At 35.8% G+C, this 20,850-nt stretch carries 18 protein-coding genes; 6 read left to right on the top strand and 12 right to left on the bottom strand.

What is annotated here, in order from left to right; translation table 11 throughout:
- Positions 1 to 266 precede the first annotated feature (266 nt).
- Entirely contained in the window at positions 267 to 1,718 is a 1,452-nt protein-coding gene (locus P176_RS0115550) for a S41 family peptidase (RefSeq protein WP_026755570.1), read from the bottom strand.
- A 675-nt stretch (positions 1,719 to 2,393) separates the two neighbouring features.
- Between P176_RS0115550 and P176_RS0115545 the strand changes: the two genes are divergently transcribed.
- The 3 genes from P176_RS0115545 (at position 2,394) to P176_RS0115530 (ending at position 5,033) form a co-directional block, all read left to right on the top strand.
- Entirely contained in the window at positions 2,394 to 2,870 is a 477-nt protein-coding gene (locus tag P176_RS0115545) for an Hsp20/alpha crystallin family protein (RefSeq protein ID WP_026755569.1), read from the top strand.
- Positions 2,871 to 3,257: 387 nt separating this feature from the next.
- Positions 3,258 to 3,746, top strand: coding sequence for a hypothetical protein (locus P176_RS0115540; protein ID WP_026755568.1), 489 nt, complete (start codon positions 3,258 to 3,260; stop codon positions 3,744 to 3,746).
- 537 nt (positions 3,747 to 4,283) lie between these two features.
- The gene (locus P176_RS0115530) at positions 4,284 to 5,033 is read left to right on the top strand and encodes a T9SS type A sorting domain-containing protein (RefSeq protein WP_026755566.1); all 750 of its coding nucleotides are present in this window, start codon (positions 4,284 to 4,286) and stop codon (positions 5,031 to 5,033) included.
- A 169-nt stretch (positions 5,034 to 5,202) separates the two neighbouring features.
- Here the strand turns inward: P176_RS0115530 and P176_RS0115525 are convergent, their stop codons facing one another.
- Positions 5,203 to 5,646, bottom strand: a complete 444-nt coding sequence (locus P176_RS0115525; protein WP_026755565.1) for a hypothetical protein — start codon at positions 5,644 to 5,646, stop codon at positions 5,203 to 5,205.
- 414 nt (positions 5,647 to 6,060) lie between these two features.
- On the opposite strand from P176_RS0115525, the gene P176_RS0115520 reads away from it, so the two are divergent.
- Positions 6,061 to 6,573 carry a fasciclin domain-containing protein gene (locus P176_RS0115520; protein ID WP_026755564.1) on the top strand — a complete coding sequence of 171 codons (513 nt, stop codon included), beginning with the start codon at positions 6,061 to 6,063 and terminating at the stop codon, positions 6,571 to 6,573.
- Between the two features lie 302 nt (positions 6,574 to 6,875).
- On the opposite strand, the gene P176_RS0115515 is transcribed toward P176_RS0115520, so the two are convergent.
- Complete coding sequence (locus tag P176_RS0115515) at positions 6,876 to 8,006, bottom strand: serine hydrolase (protein ID WP_051605532.1); 1,131 nt, start codon at positions 8,004 to 8,006, stop codon at positions 6,876 to 6,878.
- Positions 8,007 to 8,883: 877 nt separating this feature from the next.
- Between P176_RS0115515 and P176_RS0115500 the strand changes: the two genes are divergently transcribed.
- On the top strand, positions 8,884 to 9,855 hold the full coding sequence (locus tag P176_RS0115500; protein ID WP_026755562.1) for a bile acid:sodium symporter family protein: 972 nt from the start codon (positions 8,884 to 8,886) through the stop codon (positions 9,853 to 9,855).
- A gap of 66 nt (positions 9,856 to 9,921) precedes the next feature.
- On the opposite strand, the gene P176_RS0115495 is transcribed toward P176_RS0115500, so the two are convergent.
- The 8 genes from P176_RS0115495 to P176_RS0115455 all read right to left on the bottom strand — a co-directional run bounded on the left by P176_RS0115495 (position 9,922) and on the right by P176_RS0115455 (position 18,978).
- Positions 9,922 to 10,389: a hypothetical protein gene (locus P176_RS0115495; protein WP_156033115.1), complete on the bottom strand. Its 468-nt coding sequence runs from the start codon at positions 10,387 to 10,389 to the stop codon at positions 9,922 to 9,924.
- Positions 10,390 to 10,515: 126 nt separating this feature from the next.
- Entirely contained in the window at positions 10,516 to 12,261 is a 1,746-nt protein-coding gene (locus tag P176_RS0115490) for a serine hydrolase (RefSeq protein WP_037348986.1), read from the bottom strand.
- Between the two features lie 204 nt (positions 12,262 to 12,465).
- Entirely contained in the window at positions 12,466 to 13,329 is an 864-nt protein-coding gene (locus P176_RS0115485) for a DUF5694 domain-containing protein (protein ID WP_026755559.1), read from the bottom strand.
- 105 nt (positions 13,330 to 13,434) lie between these two features.
- On the bottom strand, positions 13,435 to 13,770 hold the full coding sequence (locus P176_RS0115480; protein WP_156033113.1) for a hypothetical protein: 336 nt from the start codon (positions 13,768 to 13,770) through the stop codon (positions 13,435 to 13,437).
- A gap of 137 nt (positions 13,771 to 13,907) precedes the next feature.
- Positions 13,908 to 15,251: a Na+/H+ antiporter NhaA gene (gene nhaA, locus P176_RS19640; RefSeq protein WP_051605530.1), complete on the bottom strand. Its 1,344-nt coding sequence runs from the start codon at positions 15,249 to 15,251 to the stop codon at positions 13,908 to 13,910.
- A gap of 202 nt (positions 15,252 to 15,453) precedes the next feature.
- Positions 15,454 to 15,918 (bottom strand): glycine zipper family protein, encoded by a 465-nt coding sequence (locus P176_RS0115470; RefSeq protein WP_026755557.1) that lies wholly within the window; start codon positions 15,916 to 15,918, stop codon positions 15,454 to 15,456.
- A gap of 232 nt (positions 15,919 to 16,150) precedes the next feature.
- Positions 16,151 to 18,247, bottom strand: coding sequence for an amino acid carrier protein (locus tag P176_RS0115460; protein ID WP_037348985.1), 2,097 nt, complete (start codon positions 18,245 to 18,247; stop codon positions 16,151 to 16,153).
- 425 nt (positions 18,248 to 18,672) lie between these two features.
- Complete coding sequence (locus tag P176_RS0115455; protein ID WP_026755555.1) at positions 18,673 to 18,978, bottom strand: immunity 53 family protein; 306 nt, start codon at positions 18,976 to 18,978, stop codon at positions 18,673 to 18,675.
- A gap of 680 nt (positions 18,979 to 19,658) precedes the next feature.
- Between P176_RS0115455 and P176_RS0115450 the strand changes: the two genes are divergently transcribed.
- Entirely contained in the window at positions 19,659 to 20,201 is a 543-nt protein-coding gene (locus P176_RS0115450; RefSeq protein ID WP_026755554.1) for a hypothetical protein, read from the top strand.
- A 141-nt stretch (positions 20,202 to 20,342) separates the two neighbouring features.
- On the opposite strand, the gene P176_RS0115445 is transcribed toward P176_RS0115450, so the two are convergent.
- The gene (locus tag P176_RS0115445; protein WP_369793776.1) at positions 20,343 to 20,753 is read right to left on the bottom strand and encodes a hypothetical protein; all 411 of its coding nucleotides are present in this window, start codon (positions 20,751 to 20,753) and stop codon (positions 20,343 to 20,345) included.
- Positions 20,754 to 20,850: the final 97 nt, after the last annotated feature.

The raw sequence follows: 20,850 nt of genomic DNA, 5'->3' as shown, positions 1-20,850 counted from the left end.
CCACATAAACTATACGTAGATCTATGCGTATTTTGAGGGTGGTGGATTAGTAGTTGAGGATAGAATTTGGGAGTGTGCTGTTGTTGTATTTATTTGTAGATTTTGGCCACTCCTAACGTAATTACATAATATGAGCAGCTTGATTGATTTAGCTTCTAGCTTTATAAGTACACCCCATATAGAAAATATAAGAGGGTTTTAAGAGGTAGTTGAGAACAGATAGTTACGGAGAAATATGTGTTAGCATCGGGGCCTTATTATTTCTATTAGCGACTTTCGTTTTTGAGTAATTGCGTCATGTGTTTTATGGCATAAGCCAAGAGATCTTCTTTCTCACTGACATAAACATCTGGTGCAATACCGTAAGGATCAATAGGGTTTTCTTTAATATCGGGTGCGCGGTAGGACGTAGGATATGCCACCGTAAAACACCCTAAGTCTAAATGAAAGCCGTTAAAGCCATCGACAACCCCAGCCGTATTTTGACCATAGACGACCACTTTATCACTTTGATTGACGCGATATACAAAGGTTTCACCAGAGCTATAGACCTCCTTATCTGTTAAAACAATCACCTTTTTGGGGCCATTGTAAATAGTGTCTGCCGTAAACGTCCATTCTCCTGTTCCTTTAAAATAAGCAGTCCCTTTATTTTCTACAAACATCTGGTATTCCGTTTTTTCTTTCTCTGCATATTCTTCAACAGTTAAACCATTGGAGGCCGCAAATGCATTTATGAGATGTTCTGTGTTATCCTCACTAAGCCAAAACCCGTTGGAGGGTAAGGTGATAGGACCGGTTAAGAGGTAAGGAAGAACTGGAAAATAAGTGGCATCACTCCCGCCAGTATTTCCTCTTATATCAACCACCATAAAATCAGATTTTAAAATCTTGTCGTGATTTGCTTTCATGATGCTATCTACATATTCTGGTTCAACAGAATAAAAATCTGGCAGTCTTAGGTATGGTATTTCATCAATATAACTTATATGAAACTCATCGTATTTAAGTTCAATCTCGCTAAGTTGCTTCTTGTTCTCTACTTCTGGCCATAGCTTTTCCCATTCGCCTATCTCCTCTATTTCAAGTACGCCATAATCTTTTTGTACACCAGAGGTACTTTTTACCGTATGATTGCCCATCATATAGTTGATTTGATAGGAGGTGCCAAAATTTGAATACAGTTCAAACTTAACTTGCCCTTTTTGCCAATTGGTATTGCTGCTTTCTAGTACAACCCCAACAAAATCTCTTTTCGGCTTACTATGATTCTGACTTGGCATAATGGCAACAGTATAGCTGCCTCTTTTCCAAATTCCTAAAAGCGGATTGAGATGATAGGCTTGTTTTTTATAATTGTCCCTGAATTGCGCTTCAATTACCTCTACATTCTCCATATAGGGCTCACTAACTTGGTTATCGGAATCAAGAATATAATTATGTCCATCTCTGAAGAATTGAAGATACTGCTCAAGAACCTTTTTACAATCCCTTAAACTGGTGCTTTCATTTGCCCTGTCTCGAATTATCGCTTTGTGTGCATTGTACAGATCTCTGTTCTCGGTGGTGACTTTGTAAACAAATAATGAATAATTTTCTTCATATGCCTTTACAGCCTTTTCATATACTTCAATGCACTTGCAATCTTGAGCCTGTACGGGATGTATTGCTGCAATAGTCACAAAGAAAAAGAATAGGTGTTTTAGAAATGTGTTCATTTGTGTAGTTGTTTTAGTCTTTTATTACATTGTCAATTGGCTTTTGGCCAACCTTAAGAGGAGGTTCTGTTGTTACAAAATCATTTATGATACCTACCAAATATTAGGAAAACGTAGATCAAAGGAATTAGAAACAGAGCTGCTGCATCTGTTCTGGGTGGTATGTGTTGAGCAGATCTCTTAATCTGGCGATCATATGGATTCCAAGGTAGGCTATCAATACTATGCAATCCCCTTATTCTTTTTAATTTCAGTTTTTCCAATTACGCACAACAGGCTTGTATATGGTTAGTTGCGTTATTATGCAACTAAAATAGTAAAAGAAAAGAAACCGCAGGCAGCACTATCTGATCTTTTGAGTAAATTGGGATTACGAACGCCATCTGGACATACGGAAAGATGAACTCTGGATGTTGTAGAGGCAAACGATTATCTATGTGTATTATAAATATTGTAATTGTCATGTCCTATTTTATCTTTAAAATGTCAATTTGACACTTATTTAGGTTAAAAACGACCATAATTCTGAAAAATTGACACTACAATAGCTGATTTCCTTAAAATTGGTAGGGAAATCTATCATGAATCTATTTTGGTATTTTTTTTGTTTTATAGCTAGCGAAATCGATAGGGATTTCAAATTTGAAATAATGTTTAATTTAAAATTTTGTAATTATGAGCAATTTAGTTAGTGTTCCTAAAAACGGAAGTTTAGCGAACAATAATTCAAATCAAAACTTCCCAACCTTATCAAATTGGATAGACGATATCTTTAATCGAGATCTGCCCTCAGTATTTACATCAAACTTCAATACTGGAATGACATTACCAAAAGTAAACATCAAAGAAACCGCTGATGCTTTTATTGTAGAAATGGCAGTTCCTGGTCTGAAAAAGTCTGATTTCAATATTGATATTGACAATCAATTATTATCAATTTCTACAGAGACAAAGGACGAACATGAAGCCAAAGATGCGCATTATACCCGTAGAGAATTTGGTTACTCTTCTTTTAAAAGAACCTTTACTCTGCCTGAAAGCGTAGATGATGACAAAATTAATGCGAGTTATAATGAAGGGATTTTGAACATTCTCTTACCTAAAAAAGAAGAGGCTAAACAAAAGCCCGCACGAAGCATTAAAATTTCATAATTGATTCACTTACTTTTTTGATTGAAATATCAGCTATTTGAAAGGAGACTGAGCGATCAGTCTCCTTTATACTACAACATTGTTTAATCTCTATATTTTAATAGGATGCGAAGAAAGTTTAAATCTGGAGATTGGGTAAAAGTTAGAGGAAACCTTGCCGCTCTAAAAAAGCATGTTTGAAATAGGTTACAAAGAAAGATTTCATATTTGGCATGATTGATCATGACAGGTATTAGGAATGTGTTTGGACTAAAATGGCAAACAACAATCTCGAGTATTGTATCAAAATACGTTGATTAAAACGATAGAAACCGGTGATTTGTTCACCAGCTTTTTAAAAAGATCAAAAAGTGAGTTCCCAAGTGAGTTTAACTAAAACCTAAAGTGATGAGAACACCATTTTTATTAGTTATAATTGGGTTGTTGGGTGTGAGTTGCAACCCTCAATCTCATGACATCAACCCTTCGAAAACCAAGGAAAGTCAAGACAACATAGTTGAAACACCCAAGGGCAATTGGAAAGTAGATAAAACTTATGATGACAATGGGAATTTAATTAAATATGACAGTATCTATTCTTGGTCTTCTGATGGCAACTACGACAAGCTATCACCGTTTGAGCGCGATAGCCTGATGCAAGCTTTTAAATCAAGATTTTTTACTAGTTTCTCAAGATTTGAAAATGATGGGTTTGACCCTATTTTTTCTAATGATTCCCTTTTTAGCCAACATTTCTTCAATGACGATTTTTTTGGAAGTGATTTTGGTTCAGATGTTATGGCTATTGATAAAATGAGGCAACAGATGATTGCAAGGCAGCAAGCATTTTTAGAAAAGTATCAGTCAGAATTCTTGAAACCTGAAGACGAAAACTAAGTGGTTTTCGTCTTTTTTTGTAATGTGAGTGCCGCTTCATTGTGTGTTGTACTAAAGGTAATTGTGTCTTTTCAATTTGGGATGGTTAACTGATTTAAACTGAAAACACATAATTAATGCTACACGGCGTTTTAAACTGGGTTTTATTCAATAATACCATTAAAAGTCTTGGATTCATTATATACTGTAATTCCGAATAGATTTCATTTTAAAATTCCGACAGCCTTAAATTCCTTTTAAGACTGACCAAAATGAGATGTATCATGATGTTTCGTTTTTACTTTTTTTCCAACGCGTTATATCCCCAAATGAATCATCTTTAAGGTTCATTATTTTAAAACTCATATTGAGTTGGATTGCATTACCGTAAGTAATACCTAGACGCTCGTATTTATGATATCCTTTGTGATTTTTAAGACATGAGATGATTGAAATTATGATTATTCCATTATTGTAAATGATTTTGGGTTTTGATTGACATCTAGTGACCATTTTATTTATATTTAGAGCTAAATACTCACTAAAACCACAAAAACCATGAGAAAAATTACTTTTACAGTTCTTACCTTATTTCTATTTGGAAATGCTTTTTCACAAGCCCCTATTTTTGATCCGTCTATGACCGTAACTGGATATTTAACAATTAATTCGCCGTCATCAGAAGGGATTGATAAAATTATTGACGGAAACATTACCACAAAATTTTTAGATTTTGATGAAGATGATGGTGCTGGTTTTATTGTAGACTTGGGAGGGACATCAGAGTTAGCCCAATCTATAGATATTACAACGGCTAATGACGAACCCACAAGAGACCCAACTTCAGTTGAAATTGCCGGTTCTATAGATGGTACTAATTTCACCAGTATTGCCACGATTGATATTCCTTGTATAGAAGACCGATTCTTTACTAGAACTTTTGATTTTGACAATACAAATCCTTATTCCTATTACAGAATTAATTTTATTCAAGAATGCAATAATACGGCTAGTATGATTCAAGTAGCAGAAGTTCAGCTATTCGATGCTCCTCAACTAAGTGCCCATACTTTTGAATTAGAACAACAGTTTCGTATTGTGCCAAATCCAAGTCATGGCATTTTCAAAGTAAGCGCGCCACAAGACCTAGTTATAAAAAATGTATCAATTTATGACGTTACAGGAAAATTGGTATTAGTAGCTCATGCAGAAACAGAAGTCAATGCATCAGAACTTGCTAAGGGCTTGTACCTGGTGAAAATTTCATCTGAGATTGGAACTATCTCGAAAAGGATAGTTATCGAGTAAGCCCAGCGTCTGAATGTCTTTAATTTTAAAGATCTATAAGCATTGCGCCTGCCTCTTGGCAGGCGCAATGCTTATATGTGGTCCTGATTGCTGCATCCAGAGGTTTGAGTTTCGTTTTCTGAGTATCAAAATCTTATCAATTTCAAAAGCAATTTAGCAATAGTTTTGACTAATCAAATGCTTCGTCATAAACGTAATTAATCATTCCCTCTGTTATGATAATTTCATTTCCATCCACTACGGTATGTCCAGAAAATGTCGCACTAAAACAGGAATTTGTGTTAACCGTAACAGTATTTTGAAATGCTTCTTGAACAAAATCAATATCTTGATAGCTTCCATCTTGAAAATGTAAATAATTAAACATTTCAATAATGTTTGTTCCTGTTTTTTTGTATGGAAGTTTTATAATTATAGCATATGAATCCTCCTGTGTTTGCGTATCTGCTGTATATAGCCATAAACTTAAGGTATGACCAGAGCCGTCGCTATCTAAGTCAATTCCTCTTCCATTAACGTCAAATTCCTTTACTTCTCCATTGATTTCCATAGAAATGATTTCAGTTAGCGGACAGCGTTCGGTCTCATCATCTTTTGAACAGGCCGTAAACATAATAAATTGATAAAAAGGATCAATGCATATCGAGTGTTTCTCATTACTTGTAATTTTTTAAGTGTTGTTCCCAACACAATTGTATGCAGTAGGTTGGTTTGGCTAGCAACTAATTTAGTAAAAAAAAACAAACCAATGGCTAATCTTAAGGATTTTACAACTACAAAAAGACCGAGCAAAACCAATACCTAACGAACAAGTGAATAAGGCGCGATGTTGCACGTTTATAAATTCTTGTTTATCTGTTTCAAATTTTATTCTTTCTGGGGAGCTATAGATATACTTTATTTTGTTTTTAAGAGATAAAGTCTCATTGTATTGAAATACAATTTGTTTAATAAAAAGTTAAATAAGTTAAACAAAGCGAAATGAGCCTTATCTTTAAACCTATACAAACCACTAAAAACAAAAATTATGAAAAAGTTAGTACTTATTTTAACCATTAGTATGAGCCTCACCTTATCACAAAATGCCACTGCTCAAGAAACAATAGTAGATGTAGCCGTTGGAAACGAAGATTTTTCAACCTTAGTCACTGCTTTAAAAGCGGCAGATTTAGTTGGTGCTTTACAAGCCGAGGGTCCGTTCACGGTTTTTGCTCCAACAAACAAAGCTTTCGAAAAAATTGATTCGAAAACATTGAGCACTCTGCTAGAAGAGAAAAACCAGAAAGCATTGGCCAATATATTAACATATCACGTTATATCTGGTAATATCACTGCAACCGACGTTGTAGCTGGTTTAAAGAAAGGAAACGGCATAGTAGAATTAAAAGCATTAAATGGCGAAGTTCTAACCGTAGTGCAAAAGGATGAAAAGATTTGGTTAAAAGACGCCAAAGGAAATTACAGTGAAATTATAGCTACAGATGTAAAAGGTAGCAACGGTGTAATTCATGTGATAGACACTGTAGTAATGCCTAAGTAATTGGGAATAATTTGTTATGAAAAAGAAAAGCCTCGATCATTCGAGGCTTTTTTATGATCTCATTTTTTCCAAGATTCTAGATTGTTTAGATCCAGTGATTTCTACAAAAATCTAGGTTTTCATCAACGGTTGCCCATCCTGAAACACATCTAACTCTTCATAAATAGTTGTAATGTCATCAACGCTATTCGTGAGGACAAACGAACCAAAATAAAATCTGAAGGATTTATCTGCAATAAGCAAACCGAGTAATTTTGCTAGGTGATGTCTCGGCTAATGAGAAACGATATCGCCCAGCCCATTTAGTTTTCAATGATATCTTTGAGTAGTTTCTTTGCCGTTTTACTTAATTCATTCGGAGTTTTAGGCCCACTATGGTTTGTGATAATGGATATTCCTAAATTATACTTTGGAAAAATAAACAACCAATTTTGAGTTCCAATTGTACCGCCGTGGTGATTGTAGGATGTCCCGAATTTATCATTCCAAATTCTCCAGAAATATCCTAATTTTAAGGTTTTCCCTTGTTCGAATAAGACCTTATGAGATTCAGAGATTATGGGGTTTTTGCTATTCAATTGCAAATCGATATAATGCATCATATCGATGATTGTCATCTTTGCGCCACTTCCCGTTGCCCAAAGCCTATTGAGCTGATTGGGTGAAAACGATGTGTTATCCATCCAATAGCCACGGACAAGTTTTGCATTTTGTGCTTTGTTTAATTCAATGGCTGTATCGACCATTCTGTAATCTGTTAGAAAACTTTCTTTAAATAATTGATCAATAGTTTTTTGGTAGACTGTTTCCAAAATAAATCCAATCAACTCTGCTCCTGCGTTGGAATAAGAATAGTTTACTCCTGGCGCTTCTGTTATAGACACCGTCTTCAAATCTCTTAGAAATTTTTGCTTGTCGTATGATTGTTCCAATTCAAGATAGGCATTAGGTACGTTTTCATTAAGTTTTTCAAACACACCGTTCATTTTCATAGGCAGAAACATTGGCAATCCACTTGTATGTGTGAGCAAATGCTTTATGGTAATGGGTTTGCCCATGTAATTTAAATTTGAATAATCACCTGGAAGAAACGTATTGATGTCGTCATCCAATTTTAACTTTTCTTCCAGCACAGCTCTAGCCACCAAATACCCTGTCATTGTTTTAGTAACGGAACCTATTTCGTAAATCGTCTCGTCAGTTGGTGGATTGGATTTGCCTTTTTCAATTTCCCCAAAGTGTTGGGTGTACATTTGGCCATCTTTATAAATTCCGATAGATACCGAGGTGCGATTTTTGTTTTTCAGAAAATTGCGACCATTTTTCTGAATCGCTTTTAAAATATTTTCTTCAGAATGCTCCTCTTGAGCCCAGCATTTACTACTGGAAAAAGCTGAAATAACGATAATGGCAATACCTAAAAAATATTTCATTTTCTTTTAAAAAATTCAATCAAAAATCAAACCACTTTCTACTGATACTGACAGCTTTTGGTTGATGTTCATATGTTGGCAACTACGTATTTGCGCAATTCATCATCCTCAATATTTGGCAACTAGTAAATGTGTTTTTTCTCTTTCAGTTAGGTCCTTGTCGACCGTAACATCTCAGACTCAAAAAAATTATAGGATGATTTTTGAGCGACGTGTATAAGTTATAAAATTTATACTGAATTTTATGAATATAATGCCAAGTATAGCTCAGGCCTTTCACGAGTGCTTGAGGGATGAGCAATGGAGCGCGCTGGGCTAGCGTTGTTAAATCATTAAGTATTTACATTGCTAAGGATAATAAAAACGGTTTACACAAATATTGGCAATGGCTAATGTGGCTTGATCAGACTATTGTCTATCAAATACTTAAGTAAGACATTGATGTGTTTAGACGTATTTCTTTTCTTGAGATGCGTTTGACAACCGGCTTTTCTTTAATAGCCACGATTTGCGATAATCAATATAGGCCATAATTATTTGACCTCTATCTCATATTTGAATGATTGGTCTTTTCTATTCGTAACAATGATATTATAATTGCCTCTAATAAGAACGACATATGAATCCATAGATTTATTTTGAAGTTCAATTATATCTACAGGAATTGCATTTTTAATATTTTCACCTTTTTTATAGGCTAATACCATAATGGGATCGTCTATTTTCTTATCTCATCTCAATTGAACTATGGGAATTATTTACATTTGCCCGGGATGAGATCCTGTTGCTCATATGATCGTGTGAAGATTACTGATTTGTATGATCTCATCTTTTGCGGTTTTACCACAGCGCTTTTATTTAGCTTATAGAAAAAAGTATGCACATAAAGTTTGATAAATTTATAATGGCGATTATAATGGTGATCATTATTGCCTATGTGTTCCCACAATGGGGTACAGCCGATAGTGCGGTTCCTATCAACACCATTAGTGCGATAGGAATTTCCTTGATCTTCTTCTTTTACGGGGTGAAATTGAGTCCGTCAAAATTGAAAGCCGGACTTTCAAACTGGAAATTACACTTGCTAATACAGACGTCTACCTTCCTTCTCTTTCCCTTATTAGTACTGATATTTAGACCTCTAATTGAAGACGAGGCGCAAGAAACCATCTGGTTGGCATTTTTCTTTTTGGCAGCCCTCCCCTCTACCGTAAGCTCCTCTGTGGTGATGGTATCTATCGCCAAAGGGAACATTCCGGCTGCTATTTTCAATGCCAGTATCTCAGGGATTATCGGTATTGTGCTTACTCCACTTTGGATGGGACTGTTTGTTCATGACGCTCAAACTGATTTTGATTTTACAGCGATTTACACCAAACTTATCGTGCAAATTATTTTACCGGTTGTGGTGGGCATGCTCATGCAGCGCTTTCTAGGTGATTTTGTGCAGCGACATAGCAGTAAATTGACCTTGTTTGACAAAAGCATCATCTTGCTCATTATCTATAAGAGTTTTGCAGAATCTTTTTCAGAACGGCTGTTCAGTTCGGTTTCGGTTTTAGATTTGCTAGCTTTATTTGGAGGTGTATTAGCTTTGTTTTTGATGGTGTTTGTTACCACAGGCTTTTTTTCAAAGCTGTTAGGCTTCAGTATAGAAGATCGAATCACTGCTCAATTTTGTGGTACTAAAAAATCATTGGTTCATGGAACCGTATTTTCAAAAATACTGTTTGGCAATATGGCGGCTTTGGGGTTAATTTTACTCCCCTTGATGCTTTTTCATGCGTCTCAGATTATGATCATTAGTGCCATTGCCTCAAAATATCAAAAACGCCAAATGCTGGAATAAGAAATGGATTTCATATCAATGCTTTACAGTTGGATTCAATTTTAAAGTCTTGGTTTTAGATTATCATCATTCATTCGTTGTGATGACAAAAATGATCAAGGGTGTATTTCCAATATTTTTTATGGCATGAAAGCCCTGACCTCTTACGGTTGTTATGTTTCCTTTTTGTATGCTGAACGATTTTTCGGTGGCCTCCTCATGTGCTTTTTCTAGGTATTCACCATGACCCTCCATAACCACATATAATTCTTGTTCTTTTCTTGGTCCGTGCGTATGAAAACCAACCGAATCTTGAGATGTTGGCAGTATCATATAGGCGCCAATTCTATTATTCACCAACTCCTCGCTCGAAAACATTTGCAACAGATACACCGCACCGTCACCCCCATACATATTGGGCCTTTTGTCATATTGCATGACCTTTCTCGGTGGTTTGCCAAAATGAAAGGTATTGAGACTTAAATATTGTGTTGTGATCGAATTGATATAGGCCAATTCAGTTTCGGATAAGGGCTCTCTTTTTGATGAATTCATATTGTTCAAATTGTTGTTAAATGTGTTTCTATAGCTTTTATCAAGTGATCCTGTCATCAAAAAAATCAGCAGAAATCCAAGTACCGTCTAGACTACTCATTTTAGAACTCCGTTGATTTTGAAATTTTATTTATACGGAATTTCCCTGAACCACTCCCAAGGCATATGACTGTTCGAGGTTGTATATTCCAATAACTCTTTATAAATGGATGCGGTGTTTTCAGAATTACTCATAATTAAAACGCCATAGCCCTTTTCTGGAAAAATAATTGAATAATGATGAAATCCAGAACCCCTACCTTCTTTAAAGTAACCTACGCCATTAGGCGTTTTGAGGTATCCCCAGCCTAAACCATATCCCAACTCAATATCTTTATAGGTATCTGCTTGAGCATGTACATCATCTATAATTTGTGATAATGGCTTGATTTCGGTCTGCGGACTGAACATTTGACGATAAGATTTCTTACTAATGATTTCCTTATTGAGAACCGCTCCTAAAAATCTAATATAGTCTTCAAATGTTGTTTCTAATGTGCTCGCTGCTCTTGGCTCATTATCCTTGTCTTTATTGTAAATTCCACCATTTTTAGCATAACTGATAGCAAAATCATTCTCAAATCTATCTTTCCACTCGTAAGATGAATTTTGCATCCCTAAGGGTTCAAAAATAATTTCTCGGGCCAATTGTTCCAATCCTTTACCAGTCAATTTCTCTAAAACTACCTGTAAATAGACAAATCCTTCTCCACTATAATTATAAATTTCACCAGGTGCTGTAAACACTTGTAGTTTTTGGTCTTGCGACCTCCAATTTTGAAACCCCGATGTGTGATTCAGACACATTCTTGCCGTAATTTGACTATACAAGGTATCGTTTTTTAAATCTGAATAATCATCGTGCCACCGTGTTAGTGGCTCATATTCATGTATCTTTTTGGGTAGATAGGATTCTAAAGGTGTATCCAGTTCAATGACTTGATCTTCCACCAATTTCATCACGATGATACTAAAAACGGCTTTACTGAGAGAAGCACCGTACATATTGGTTGAATCTGTAAGCTTGAGCTGTTTCTGAACATCTTTATAGCCCACGCTATGTTGATATACCTGCTGATTATTGCTAAAAATAGCCAATGATGAACCTTGTACTTGCCCCTGTTCTACAAGATGATCTATTTTATGAGATATTGAATCCTTAATAATTGTACTACCGTCAATACGTGTGACCAAATTGTCAGACTTTGGTGCACAACTGTTTAAAGTGAATACTCCCATAAGTATGAGGAGCCCTTTTAATGCTGATGAAGGTTTATACCTTAGGAAAGGAATTGATAGCGGATAAAAACATTTTTCTTTTTTAATGACATAGATAATATTAAAAATCACAATACAAATACAAATTGGCACTGTTGCTATAAAAATTATAAAACCCCATTTCTCAATAGTCATTAAACTAACAAAAGAAAGAAGAACGAGTAATAATGCCGTAATTTGAAAGTTGATGACCTTAATGCCCTGATGATCATAGATTGGGTTATCCTCTCTTTTATGGATCCATACAAATAGAGGAAGTAAAACATTACACAAAGGAATAAAAATTCCTAAAAGCGGAATGGCGTGAAGTAATAACAACCACTTTTTCTTGATATTCTCTTCCTTTGGATTGCATAACGGAAGCAAATCACTAACCTCAACATCCAGAGCTGCAGCCAAAAGCTTAATAGTATTGAGATGGGGATTGGTTTCAGATTTTTCTATACGCTGTATTGTACGTACCGTAACATTTGTTTTAAGAGCTAATTCTTCTTGAGAGAGTCCTTTACTTTTTCTTTGGTACTTGAGTCTTTCGGCAAGTGATTGATCAGTCATGTTTTTAAGTTTTAAATGATGATACAAATGTACCCTTTAGCACTTGCCTTTCTTACGACATTTAGATGTCATGTAGGTGTCATTACCCTAAAAATCAAGTGTTTTACAGCAGTTTCACGATGATTTTAGGGATTTTCAATCTTGATCTGTTGAAATTGAGTTGTATCTGCATATCTTTTAAAAGAAGATTCAAATTAAATTACTTTAATCTAAGTAATCAGAAATGTCCCTAACATTATATCTAGAGTTATGCTTGAGTAAATCCATTAACACACCAATGTGCAATTGACCCATTATTAAAATAATTCGTTTTGAGTTTTGGTCTAATTGCGTATTCAAAATATTTGAATAGATCTTTAAATTTCTATTGTAAAACAAAGTGATGTACTCAGCCCCAATGTATCTATTATCAATACTTCCAATGTCGACCGTATTGGTTCCATTTTCCGAAAATTCACCCTCAATCACATACGCAGGCAAATTAAAAAGAGCGTTATAAGAGAGATTTATCATCTCAGGCTGATTCATAATTTTGATGTATTCATAGATGGAGAGACTATCCTTTTGAACACTTTTCTTTAACGGACGGGCGATGTTGATTAACGCTCCCAATCCATTTTTAAAAACATCAATGTTTTTACCAGAATCCAACAATGACTGTGAGGTAGATTCGTAATGATCAATGCCAAACACCCTATTGAGTTGTAGCATTCGGGCCAATCGAAATCCCACTTGAAAAGTTTCAGATGCTCCATTTTCAATATTAGAAAGTTGGATATTACCTTTAACAAAAGACCGGTACAAACTGTCCAAGGTCTTTTGTTCACTCGCTTCTTTTTCCACCAAGATCATATCTGCTGCAAATGACTTTAACTTTTCAGTAAGCAATATGATCTCCTTTTGCTTTTTTGAGCTGAAAATATCAGATGTTGCGGTACCATTATCCATTTGGCTTAAATGATCAAAACCTACCAAGAGAATATCAATTTTTTCATTGTCTTGAGCCGATGCCTTATTTGCAATGATTATCGTAAAAATGAAGACTAATAGTATGGTTTTAATAGTCATTTGTATTATGGTTAGCATTTAACATTATAAATATTTGTTGCTTTGTCGACCTAAAAAATATAATTAAAATGATCATAATATCACTGCTTTTGAAAGCTTAGCGAATTAGATCAAGGTATTATCGGTACCAATTTCATCAATCAATTCAGTAGGGGTTTGATGGTTTTTCTTCCATTTTTTTTCTAAATATTTATACAACAGATAGCAACTCAAAAGACCGAAAGGAATCATAAATACGCCAAACAGCGTATCATCAAAAGTGTCTAAATATCCAGGATTTAAAATTTCCATAGTAATGCCAAAGGCTATACTAAATATTGCGATGCCGCCATAATAGACGACCACACCTAAAATTGCAAATCCCCACGGGCTCTTTTGATACTTTTCAGCCAATCTATAAAAATACTTGCCAATCCAATACAGTAATATTAATCCAAACATGCTGCTTCTTTATTTATTTATGTCATTTATTTACACACTCTTATCGTTTCATTAGTAATCTAAATGTATAGATTTTATACTATTTATATATCGTACACGCTCAATTAAACCTACTACTATTTGGTTTTAGGTGAATTTTAGTCCTCTTCTGGGGTATTTCCAAGTCCTAAAGTACCGCCTTCAATAGCCTCAGGTTGTTTTGTACTTCTATAAAGTATGTAATATCCTAAAGAGCCACTCACTAGAGAGGCCATCAAAATTCCCATTTTAGCATCTTGAAGCAAGGTAGCGTCATTAAACGATAAGTTGGCTATAAACAAAGACATGGTGAAGCCGATGCCGCAGAGTAAGCTCACTCCAAACAACACCTTCCATATGGTTGGGGATGTTGGCATGTCTTTATAGAAAAAGGTCAATAAAATCCAAATGGCGAATAAAATACCCAAAGGTTTCCCTACAAATAGTCCTAAAATAACGCCCCAGGTAATCGTGGTTTGGAAGGCCTGACCCAATACTTCGGCATCCATAAAAATACCAGCATTTACAAAGGCAAACAGCGGCATGATAAAAAAGTAAACAGGATCGTGAAGTTTTCGCTCCAAACGCTTTAATGGAGCTTCCATTTCGCGTTGGGTTTTTTCTAAATAATAGTGTGCCTGGCCAGTGGTGTAGGCCAGTGTCTCATCTTTGGCTTTCTCAAACAGACGAAATCCCTTATTTGCAAAATCCTTGATTTGTTCTAATTTCCATTCTCGATGTAACGGTATCGTAAACGCCACAATAACCCCAGCGATTGTAGCGTGTATTCCCGATGCTAATATGGCCCACCACAGAAAAAAACCAACAAAAAGATAAGGTGTGAGCCTATTGACCTTGCGATAATTAAACAGCAAGAGCACCAAAACACAGATACCAGCAATACCTAAGGCTGTCCAGTTGACTTGATCTGTATAAAAAATAGCGATGATGAGTATGGCTATAAGATCATCTACCACAGCAATGGTGGTTACAAAAACCTTTACCCAAGATGGTACGCGTGATCCTAGAACTGCAATAATCCCGATAACAAAGGCAATATCGGTTGCCATAGGAATGGCCCAGCCATCGATATACTGTGTATCTTGATTTAAGATCCAAAATATCAATGCGGGAAAAATAGCACCGGAAATAGCAGCAACTACAGGGAATATGGCAGAGCTGAATGCGTTAAGTCTCCCAAATTTAAGTTCTCCCTTAATTTCAAGACCCACCAACAGAAAAAACAAGGCCATCAACCCGTCATTAACCCAATGGTGAATCGATTTTGAAATATTCAAATTCTCAAATCCCAAGGTAAATTCCAGTTCCATAAAATGATGGTAGCTATGCCTTAAAGGCGTATTGGCGACAATCAATGCTGCAACCGTAGCTAAAATGAGTAGAATTCCCGTAGAGGCATCCTTTGCGAAAAACGTTTTGAGGTGGGTGGTAATGTTTGGCATGAAAGCGTTATCGTTGTTTTTTTTGAAATTAGCTTTGTTAGAATGATGGCGCTAAGGATAAAAACTAAATTACAAAATAGGATTTAAACGCTAAACTTTATATGTAATAAATCCAGTGTTGACAAAAGACCTCTGTATTTTTATTTTTATTGAATGACTTCACTTCATTATTTAAAAAGATGTGCTTTGTAATCTTCTGCGCTTAATACTTTATTTCTAAGTCCAATTGACGGCCTTCTTCTCTTGCTTTTTCGTCCATTTTTGACCCTAAAGCCATTCCAAACACCATCCCTATAGGTAAGCCTAGTGCTATAAGTCCCATATTGCCAATAATCGCTCCAAAAGCTGCACCTAATGGTATTCCAAAAACAGCCATTCCAATTGCTAACCATTTATTGCGATAATGATTTTTAGGGACCAACTTCAGCTCTTTTTCGAGTTCTTGTATGACGGCCGTTTGCGATGTTTTAAGTAGATTCCTGAAAGGTTTCTCATCTTCCGAACTACTATTGACTTTGGAAACGGCGGTATTTACAAAATTCACGATGTGGTCGGGAAGTTCTCTTTTTTTTAATTCTGAAATTAAAGTTTCAAATTGAACAAATGCTCTCGCTATCTTTAAGTTTTCGTTACTGTCTTGTCTTTGTTTGAGTGCTATAATTTCCATAGTATCTGAGTTGATGAACAGTCCCTTTTATATCTTCATTGGGTTTGATTTAGCTATACCAAGAGCAAAATCATTCAGGATCAAGACTACTGAAAACAAACTGAAAAACAGTCAAAAAAAATTCTTTTTTAACTTATTTGACCAATCCTCTTTTAAAGGTTAAAAAAACGATCTAGAACTTTCAAAAGCGCTTCGGAAAATGGCCTTATTGCTAAAGCGTTCTGTTTGATGATTATTCTGGATCTGGCTGGGCTAAGGTTCCTGCTTTTTTCTTCTCAAAATAGTGGGCTAAATCCTTTCTAACCTCACCTGATAAGATATATAAGCCAATCATATTGGGAACAGACATGGCTAAAATCATCATATCTGAAAAATCTAGCACCGCACCTAAACTTACTGAGGCGCCAACCACTACAAAGACCAAAAATATAATTTTATAAGTCAATTCAGATCTATTCGTTTTTCCGAAGAGATAGGTCCATCCGCGCATACCATAGTAAGACCAAGAAATCATACTAGAAAAGGCGAATAAAAACACTGCTATGGCTAACACATAAGGAAACCAAGAGATGACCGACCCAAAGGCATTGGCTGTTAATTTAACACCTGTAACCCCAGGCACCTCGTGCATCCCTGTAAATATCAAGACTAAGGCCGTAAGCGTACATACCACAACGGTATCAATAAAAGGTTCCATCAACCCAACAAACCCTTCTGAAGGTGCATTATGGGTTTTAGTGGCACTATGAGCAATGGCGGCCGAACCAACACCTGCCTCGTTAGAGAAGGCGGCTCTTTGAAAACCAATGATTAGCACGCCTATAAAGCCTCCTTTTAAGGCGCTGGAATTTAAAGCTCCATTATAAATTGCAGAAAATGCGGCACCAACGTTGCCAAAGTTCATACCAATTATGATTAATGCTGCAATAACGTAGACTATGGCCATGACAGGAACCACTTTTTCAGTGACCTTGGCAATACTCTCAATACCACCAATAATGACAATGCCCACCAAAACAGCTAATCCGATCCCGAACCAAAAGCCCAGACCTTCGAGCACTGAAAATTGAGACGCCATAATTTCAAAAGACTGGTTAGATTGAAACATATTGCCTGCTCCAAAAGAAGCACCAACACAAAGCAGCGCAAAAATTCCCGCTAGAGCCTTCCCTAGCCACTTAATGTTTCGTTTTTCAAGTCCGTATTGTAAATAGTTCATTGGTCCGCCAAAAATCTTACCATCTGCTTTAATCTCTCGATACTTCACCCCAAGCGTACACTCTACAAATTTAGAGGACATCCCAAGAAAGCCTGCTAAAATCATCCAAAACGTTGCACCAGCTCCTCCAATGGAAATGGCTACGGCTACACCTGCGATGTTTCCTAAACCAACTGTTGCAGAAACCGCAGTAGATAAAGCTTGGAAATGAGTAACTTTTCCTGGAGCATCGGGATCACTATATTTTCCTTTGGCAAGATCTATAGCGTGTTTAAAGCCACGAATATTGATAAAGCCCATTCTAAACGTAAAGAAGGTCGCTCCAAAAATCAACCAGATCACAATAAAAGGAATTCGGTTTTTACGAACCTCTCCATTTGGATATAACAGTGGTTGTTCTTCATCAAAAGAAATGCTTGCAAAATATTGTGCCCCTTGCTCAATTAAATCTTTAGTGTTGTTTGGGCTAAAAATGACATTGCCTTCAGCTACATTAAAATTAACTGTACCAGCTGCGGTTGCCTTGGCTGTTACCACTGCACCATCGGCTATTGAAATAATGGCGATATCGTCACCGTCTTTTACCAAGGCGCCGTCTTTTACCAATTTCTTTTTTAAAACAAAGGTACTATCCGTAGTTGCCGTCCACAAAGGCGTTTTGATCATCTCCTTTTCGGTATACACAACAGGATCATAGAGACCTACTGCAGCAAAAGGATCCCAAAACAACACGTCACTCATGACCTCAACTATAGGGCTGAACTTTGCATTAAAATTCTCGGTAATAGAGCTGGCCTCTATCGTCATGGATTTACTCACTTGACGATTTTGAGCATCTGAGACAGTCACTGAATGGGCGACGCCTTCAATTAACCCATTCGCTTTAGACGCACTTAAGGGTGTGTCTTGATCAGACCATTGATAGGTATAGGGTGGATTCCCACCTTTGACCGTTACTTCGATTTGCCCGTCATTAATGGTACTGGTAGGATTTATAAGTTCAATGTCAATCGCTAATTCTTCTTGTGGTTGACCTTCTTGCGCTTTTAAACTAAGAACAGAAAAGGTGATTAGAATAGAAAAGAGTATTGATTTTAAAACGTGGTTCATAGATAACAAAAAAGTTAGGTAAAAACTGATTTTAATTTTGAATTTCAGTAGGCTCGATAAAGGTGATTGAAACCCCTTTTATGCAAATTCGGCAGAACTCCGAATGGGATTTGGATACTAAAGCAACTAAAAAACGCTTTGATTTTTTTCAAAAATAGTAATAATATCAGGCACCTCCAATTCATTAAGGCCTAGTCTCTGGCGCAATAGAACATCTGACACCAAAACTTAGCCCATTTGGGCGTTATCTTTAGCTTATGTTTTAATCTGTTTTTTAAAAAAGAACCCTATGAATTTCAAGAAACTTATAGTAAGGTCTTAACTCTAACTATTTGATTTTAATACCAAATAAAAGTTTTAAAAACTGCTAAAATAGAAGGGTAATTGGTTAATGAGGTAAGAGAAAAAACGATGTGCTCTAGTGCCTATTCGTTTCTATTTTCAATGGTTTCTATCATCTCTTTAAAGAGACCCAATAAAAATTCAAGCTTACCGGCATCTCCTGCAGCAATAAACTTTTGATTTTCAATTTTTACGCCATACCAATCTTGAGCTCCTTTTTGGTTATGAATGGGTCTTAAGTTGAGATTGGCTACAGACGTATTGGAGATGTCAATTTCCACTTCCCAACCTGGATTATCCAAGGTGGTTATTTGGATGCCCTCTCCCTTTTCCCAATCGCCATCACAATTAGACTTAAACCAACCTTGTATCCAGTCTAAAATTTCCATCTGTAAGAAGCTATTAAAGTTGAGGCGTTATAAGGTTATCACCTATTCCGTTTGGGTTTTTCGGCAAAAGCGTCAAAAGTACGAAAGTCAGTATTAAGATGTATAGGATTAGCGCATCGTAATTGGTTTTTATTTTTAAGAATCGACAACTGTAGTGGTATCTTTTAGTTTTAAGGTTCAGATAAGGGTTTACTTGGATACTTAGAACTTAAATGTATTGGGGGCATTGTATATAGTATTCTGTCAGCACTTACGCATCGGTTTTAATTCACCGTTGTGCGCAAACTAAACTCATACGCAAGGACAAACGGATACTGGACACATAGATTTAACTAATAAAATCGATCTGATTCCTTTTTATAAATTGAAATTTTTTTCAAGGAAAACTTGAAATATCAACATACAAGCACAACACATTCCAATTCTCGCTCTTAAAGTGAAAAAGAAATTCACTATTCAATCTTTATCTGTAAGTATTAGTCAAAAACAGTAATAAAATCTGCTAACATTCCTATTATAGCTTCTATAAATAATAAATCAAATAAGCCGATGAAATACAAAAATCAAAGACATCTAGTGGGATTTTGTAGCTCATAATGTAAATAAACGAAAAATTATTGCTTTTGTTCTTTCAATATCCCTAATTTGCGCGCCAACATAAACCAACAAAACATAATCAAATGAAAAATTTAAAATTAATTGCCTTATTTGCTTTAGCACTTAATCTAGTCACTTTCTCTTGTAATAAAGATGATGATGGCGGTGACGACTCAAGCTCAAGTTCAGAAAACAACATCACGATCGACGGGACAGAATTTGAGATTGAAACGGCTATTTTAGAAGAATGGGGAATAAATGAAGATGGAAGTTATGACTGGGATGTTACCTTATTCTCGGATGGAGTTGAAATAGACGCTGCCAACAGCACTATTACCGGAACAGGAGCTGCTATCTATTTAGATTTAAATACTAATAGTGAAACGGGTCTTGTACCTGGAACCTATACTTTTGCCAATGAAAGAGCAGAATTTACTTGGGTATTTGCAGAGGCAGTTACTAATTTTAATTTTGAAACTGAAAACGGAGAATCTTTCAACGCTGTTAGTGGTACTGTAGTTATTACGGGATCTGGTAACAACCAGGTTATAGTAGCTAACCTTGAAGATGAAAATGGGAACGCCATAACCGCTTCTTATAAAGGCAGTTTACAGATGATTGATTAACTCATTTTATCTACATGATATAAAGTTAATTTAGCTTAGTATAACTAAAACCTCAATATGATTAGATCTATTGAGGTTTTTTATGCTGTGTAGTAAGACTTTTAATTTAAAAAATATAACTATCTATTCTACTCTAAAAAATCAAAGCGTCAACATCCAATGCCGCTTCAACTTTCTAAATTTACGCAACTCGTTTCTAAGAACGGGTAGATAATCTCTCCCATTACTATTGCAATGCTCTAACCTATTGCAATTGAGATGTAAACGTTGGGTCAAGCGTTCCAAAGACGCCAAATGCATATTCTTTTTTTCAGAACAGCGCTCTGCCTGTGCCTTTTCAATTTCTGGTGCTAATGATTCTGATTGTTGTATAATATCTCCAGAGAAGTAAATGTGCTCATCCTCGCGACCGTCGGGATGTAAATACGATAGATCTTGGTTGATGTAAGACGAAATACTACGGGACAAGACAATAATATCCATAGCCTTTTGATAAATAGGCAGTTCAGATAAATGGGAGGTCATGTTGTAGCTCATATCTTTTGGTAGCAAGGGTAACAAATTTAGTAACAAGCAATGACAACTTACTTTAACTATTAAAGCAAAATTGTATATTTGATTTAAATATTAATTTTTATTTTAAAAATAC

The organism is Sediminibacter sp. Hel_I_10 (genome assembly GCF_000688335.1).
Classification (GTDB): Bacteria; Bacteroidota; Bacteroidia; order Flavobacteriales; family Flavobacteriaceae; genus Psychroserpens.
The sequence above is the reverse complement of the archived record's forward strand: the minus strand, read 5'-3'. Positions and strand labels throughout refer to the sequence as shown.

What these genes read in the sequence shown, in the direction of transcription:
- P176_RS0115550 (WP_026755570.1), bottom strand. Translation starts at nt 1,718, where the DNA reads ATGAACACATTTCTAAAACACCTATTCTTTTTCTTTGTGACTATTGCA.
- P176_RS0115545 (WP_026755569.1), top strand. Translation starts at nt 2,394, where the DNA reads ATGAGCAATTTAGTTAGTGTTCCTAAAAACGGAAGTTTAGCGAACAAT.
- P176_RS0115540 (WP_026755568.1), top strand. Translation starts at nt 3,258, where the DNA reads ATGAGAACACCATTTTTATTAGTTATAATTGGGTTGTTGGGTGTGAGT.
- P176_RS0115530 (WP_026755566.1), top strand. Translation starts at nt 4,284, where the DNA reads ATGAGAAAAATTACTTTTACAGTTCTTACCTTATTTCTATTTGGAAAT.
- P176_RS0115525 (WP_026755565.1), bottom strand. Translation starts at nt 5,646, where the DNA reads ATGTTTACGGCCTGTTCAAAAGATGATGAGACCGAACGCTGTCCGCTA.
- P176_RS0115520 (WP_026755564.1), top strand. Translation starts at nt 6,061, where the DNA reads ATGAAAAAGTTAGTACTTATTTTAACCATTAGTATGAGCCTCACCTTA.
- P176_RS0115515 (WP_051605532.1), bottom strand. Translation starts at nt 8,006, where the DNA reads ATGAAATATTTTTTAGGTATTGCCATTATCGTTATTTCAGCTTTTTCC.
- P176_RS0115500 (WP_026755562.1), top strand. Translation starts at nt 8,884, where the DNA reads ATGCACATAAAGTTTGATAAATTTATAATGGCGATTATAATGGTGATC.
- P176_RS0115495 (WP_156033115.1), bottom strand. Translation starts at nt 10,389, where the DNA reads ATGAATTCATCAAAAAGAGAGCCCTTATCCGAAACTGAATTGGCCTAT.
- P176_RS0115490 (WP_037348986.1), bottom strand. Translation starts at nt 12,261, where the DNA reads ATGACTGATCAATCACTTGCCGAAAGACTCAAGTACCAAAGAAAAAGT.
- P176_RS0115485 (WP_026755559.1), bottom strand. Translation starts at nt 13,329, where the DNA reads ATGACTATTAAAACCATACTATTAGTCTTCATTTTTACGATAATCATT.
- P176_RS0115480 (WP_156033113.1), bottom strand. Translation starts at nt 13,770, where the DNA reads ATGTTTGGATTAATATTACTGTATTGGATTGGCAAGTATTTTTATAGA.
- nhaA (WP_051605530.1), bottom strand. Translation starts at nt 15,251, where the DNA reads ATGCCAAACATTACCACCCACCTCAAAACGTTTTTCGCAAAGGATGCC.
- P176_RS0115470 (WP_026755557.1), bottom strand. Translation starts at nt 15,918, where the DNA reads ATGGAAATTATAGCACTCAAACAAAGACAAGACAGTAACGAAAACTTA.
- P176_RS0115460 (WP_037348985.1), bottom strand. Translation starts at nt 18,247, where the DNA reads ATGAACCACGTTTTAAAATCAATACTCTTTTCTATTCTAATCACCTTT.
- P176_RS0115455 (WP_026755555.1), bottom strand. Translation starts at nt 18,978, where the DNA reads ATGGAAATTTTAGACTGGATACAAGGTTGGTTTAAGTCTAATTGTGAT.
- P176_RS0115450 (WP_026755554.1), top strand. Translation starts at nt 19,659, where the DNA reads ATGAAAAATTTAAAATTAATTGCCTTATTTGCTTTAGCACTTAATCTA.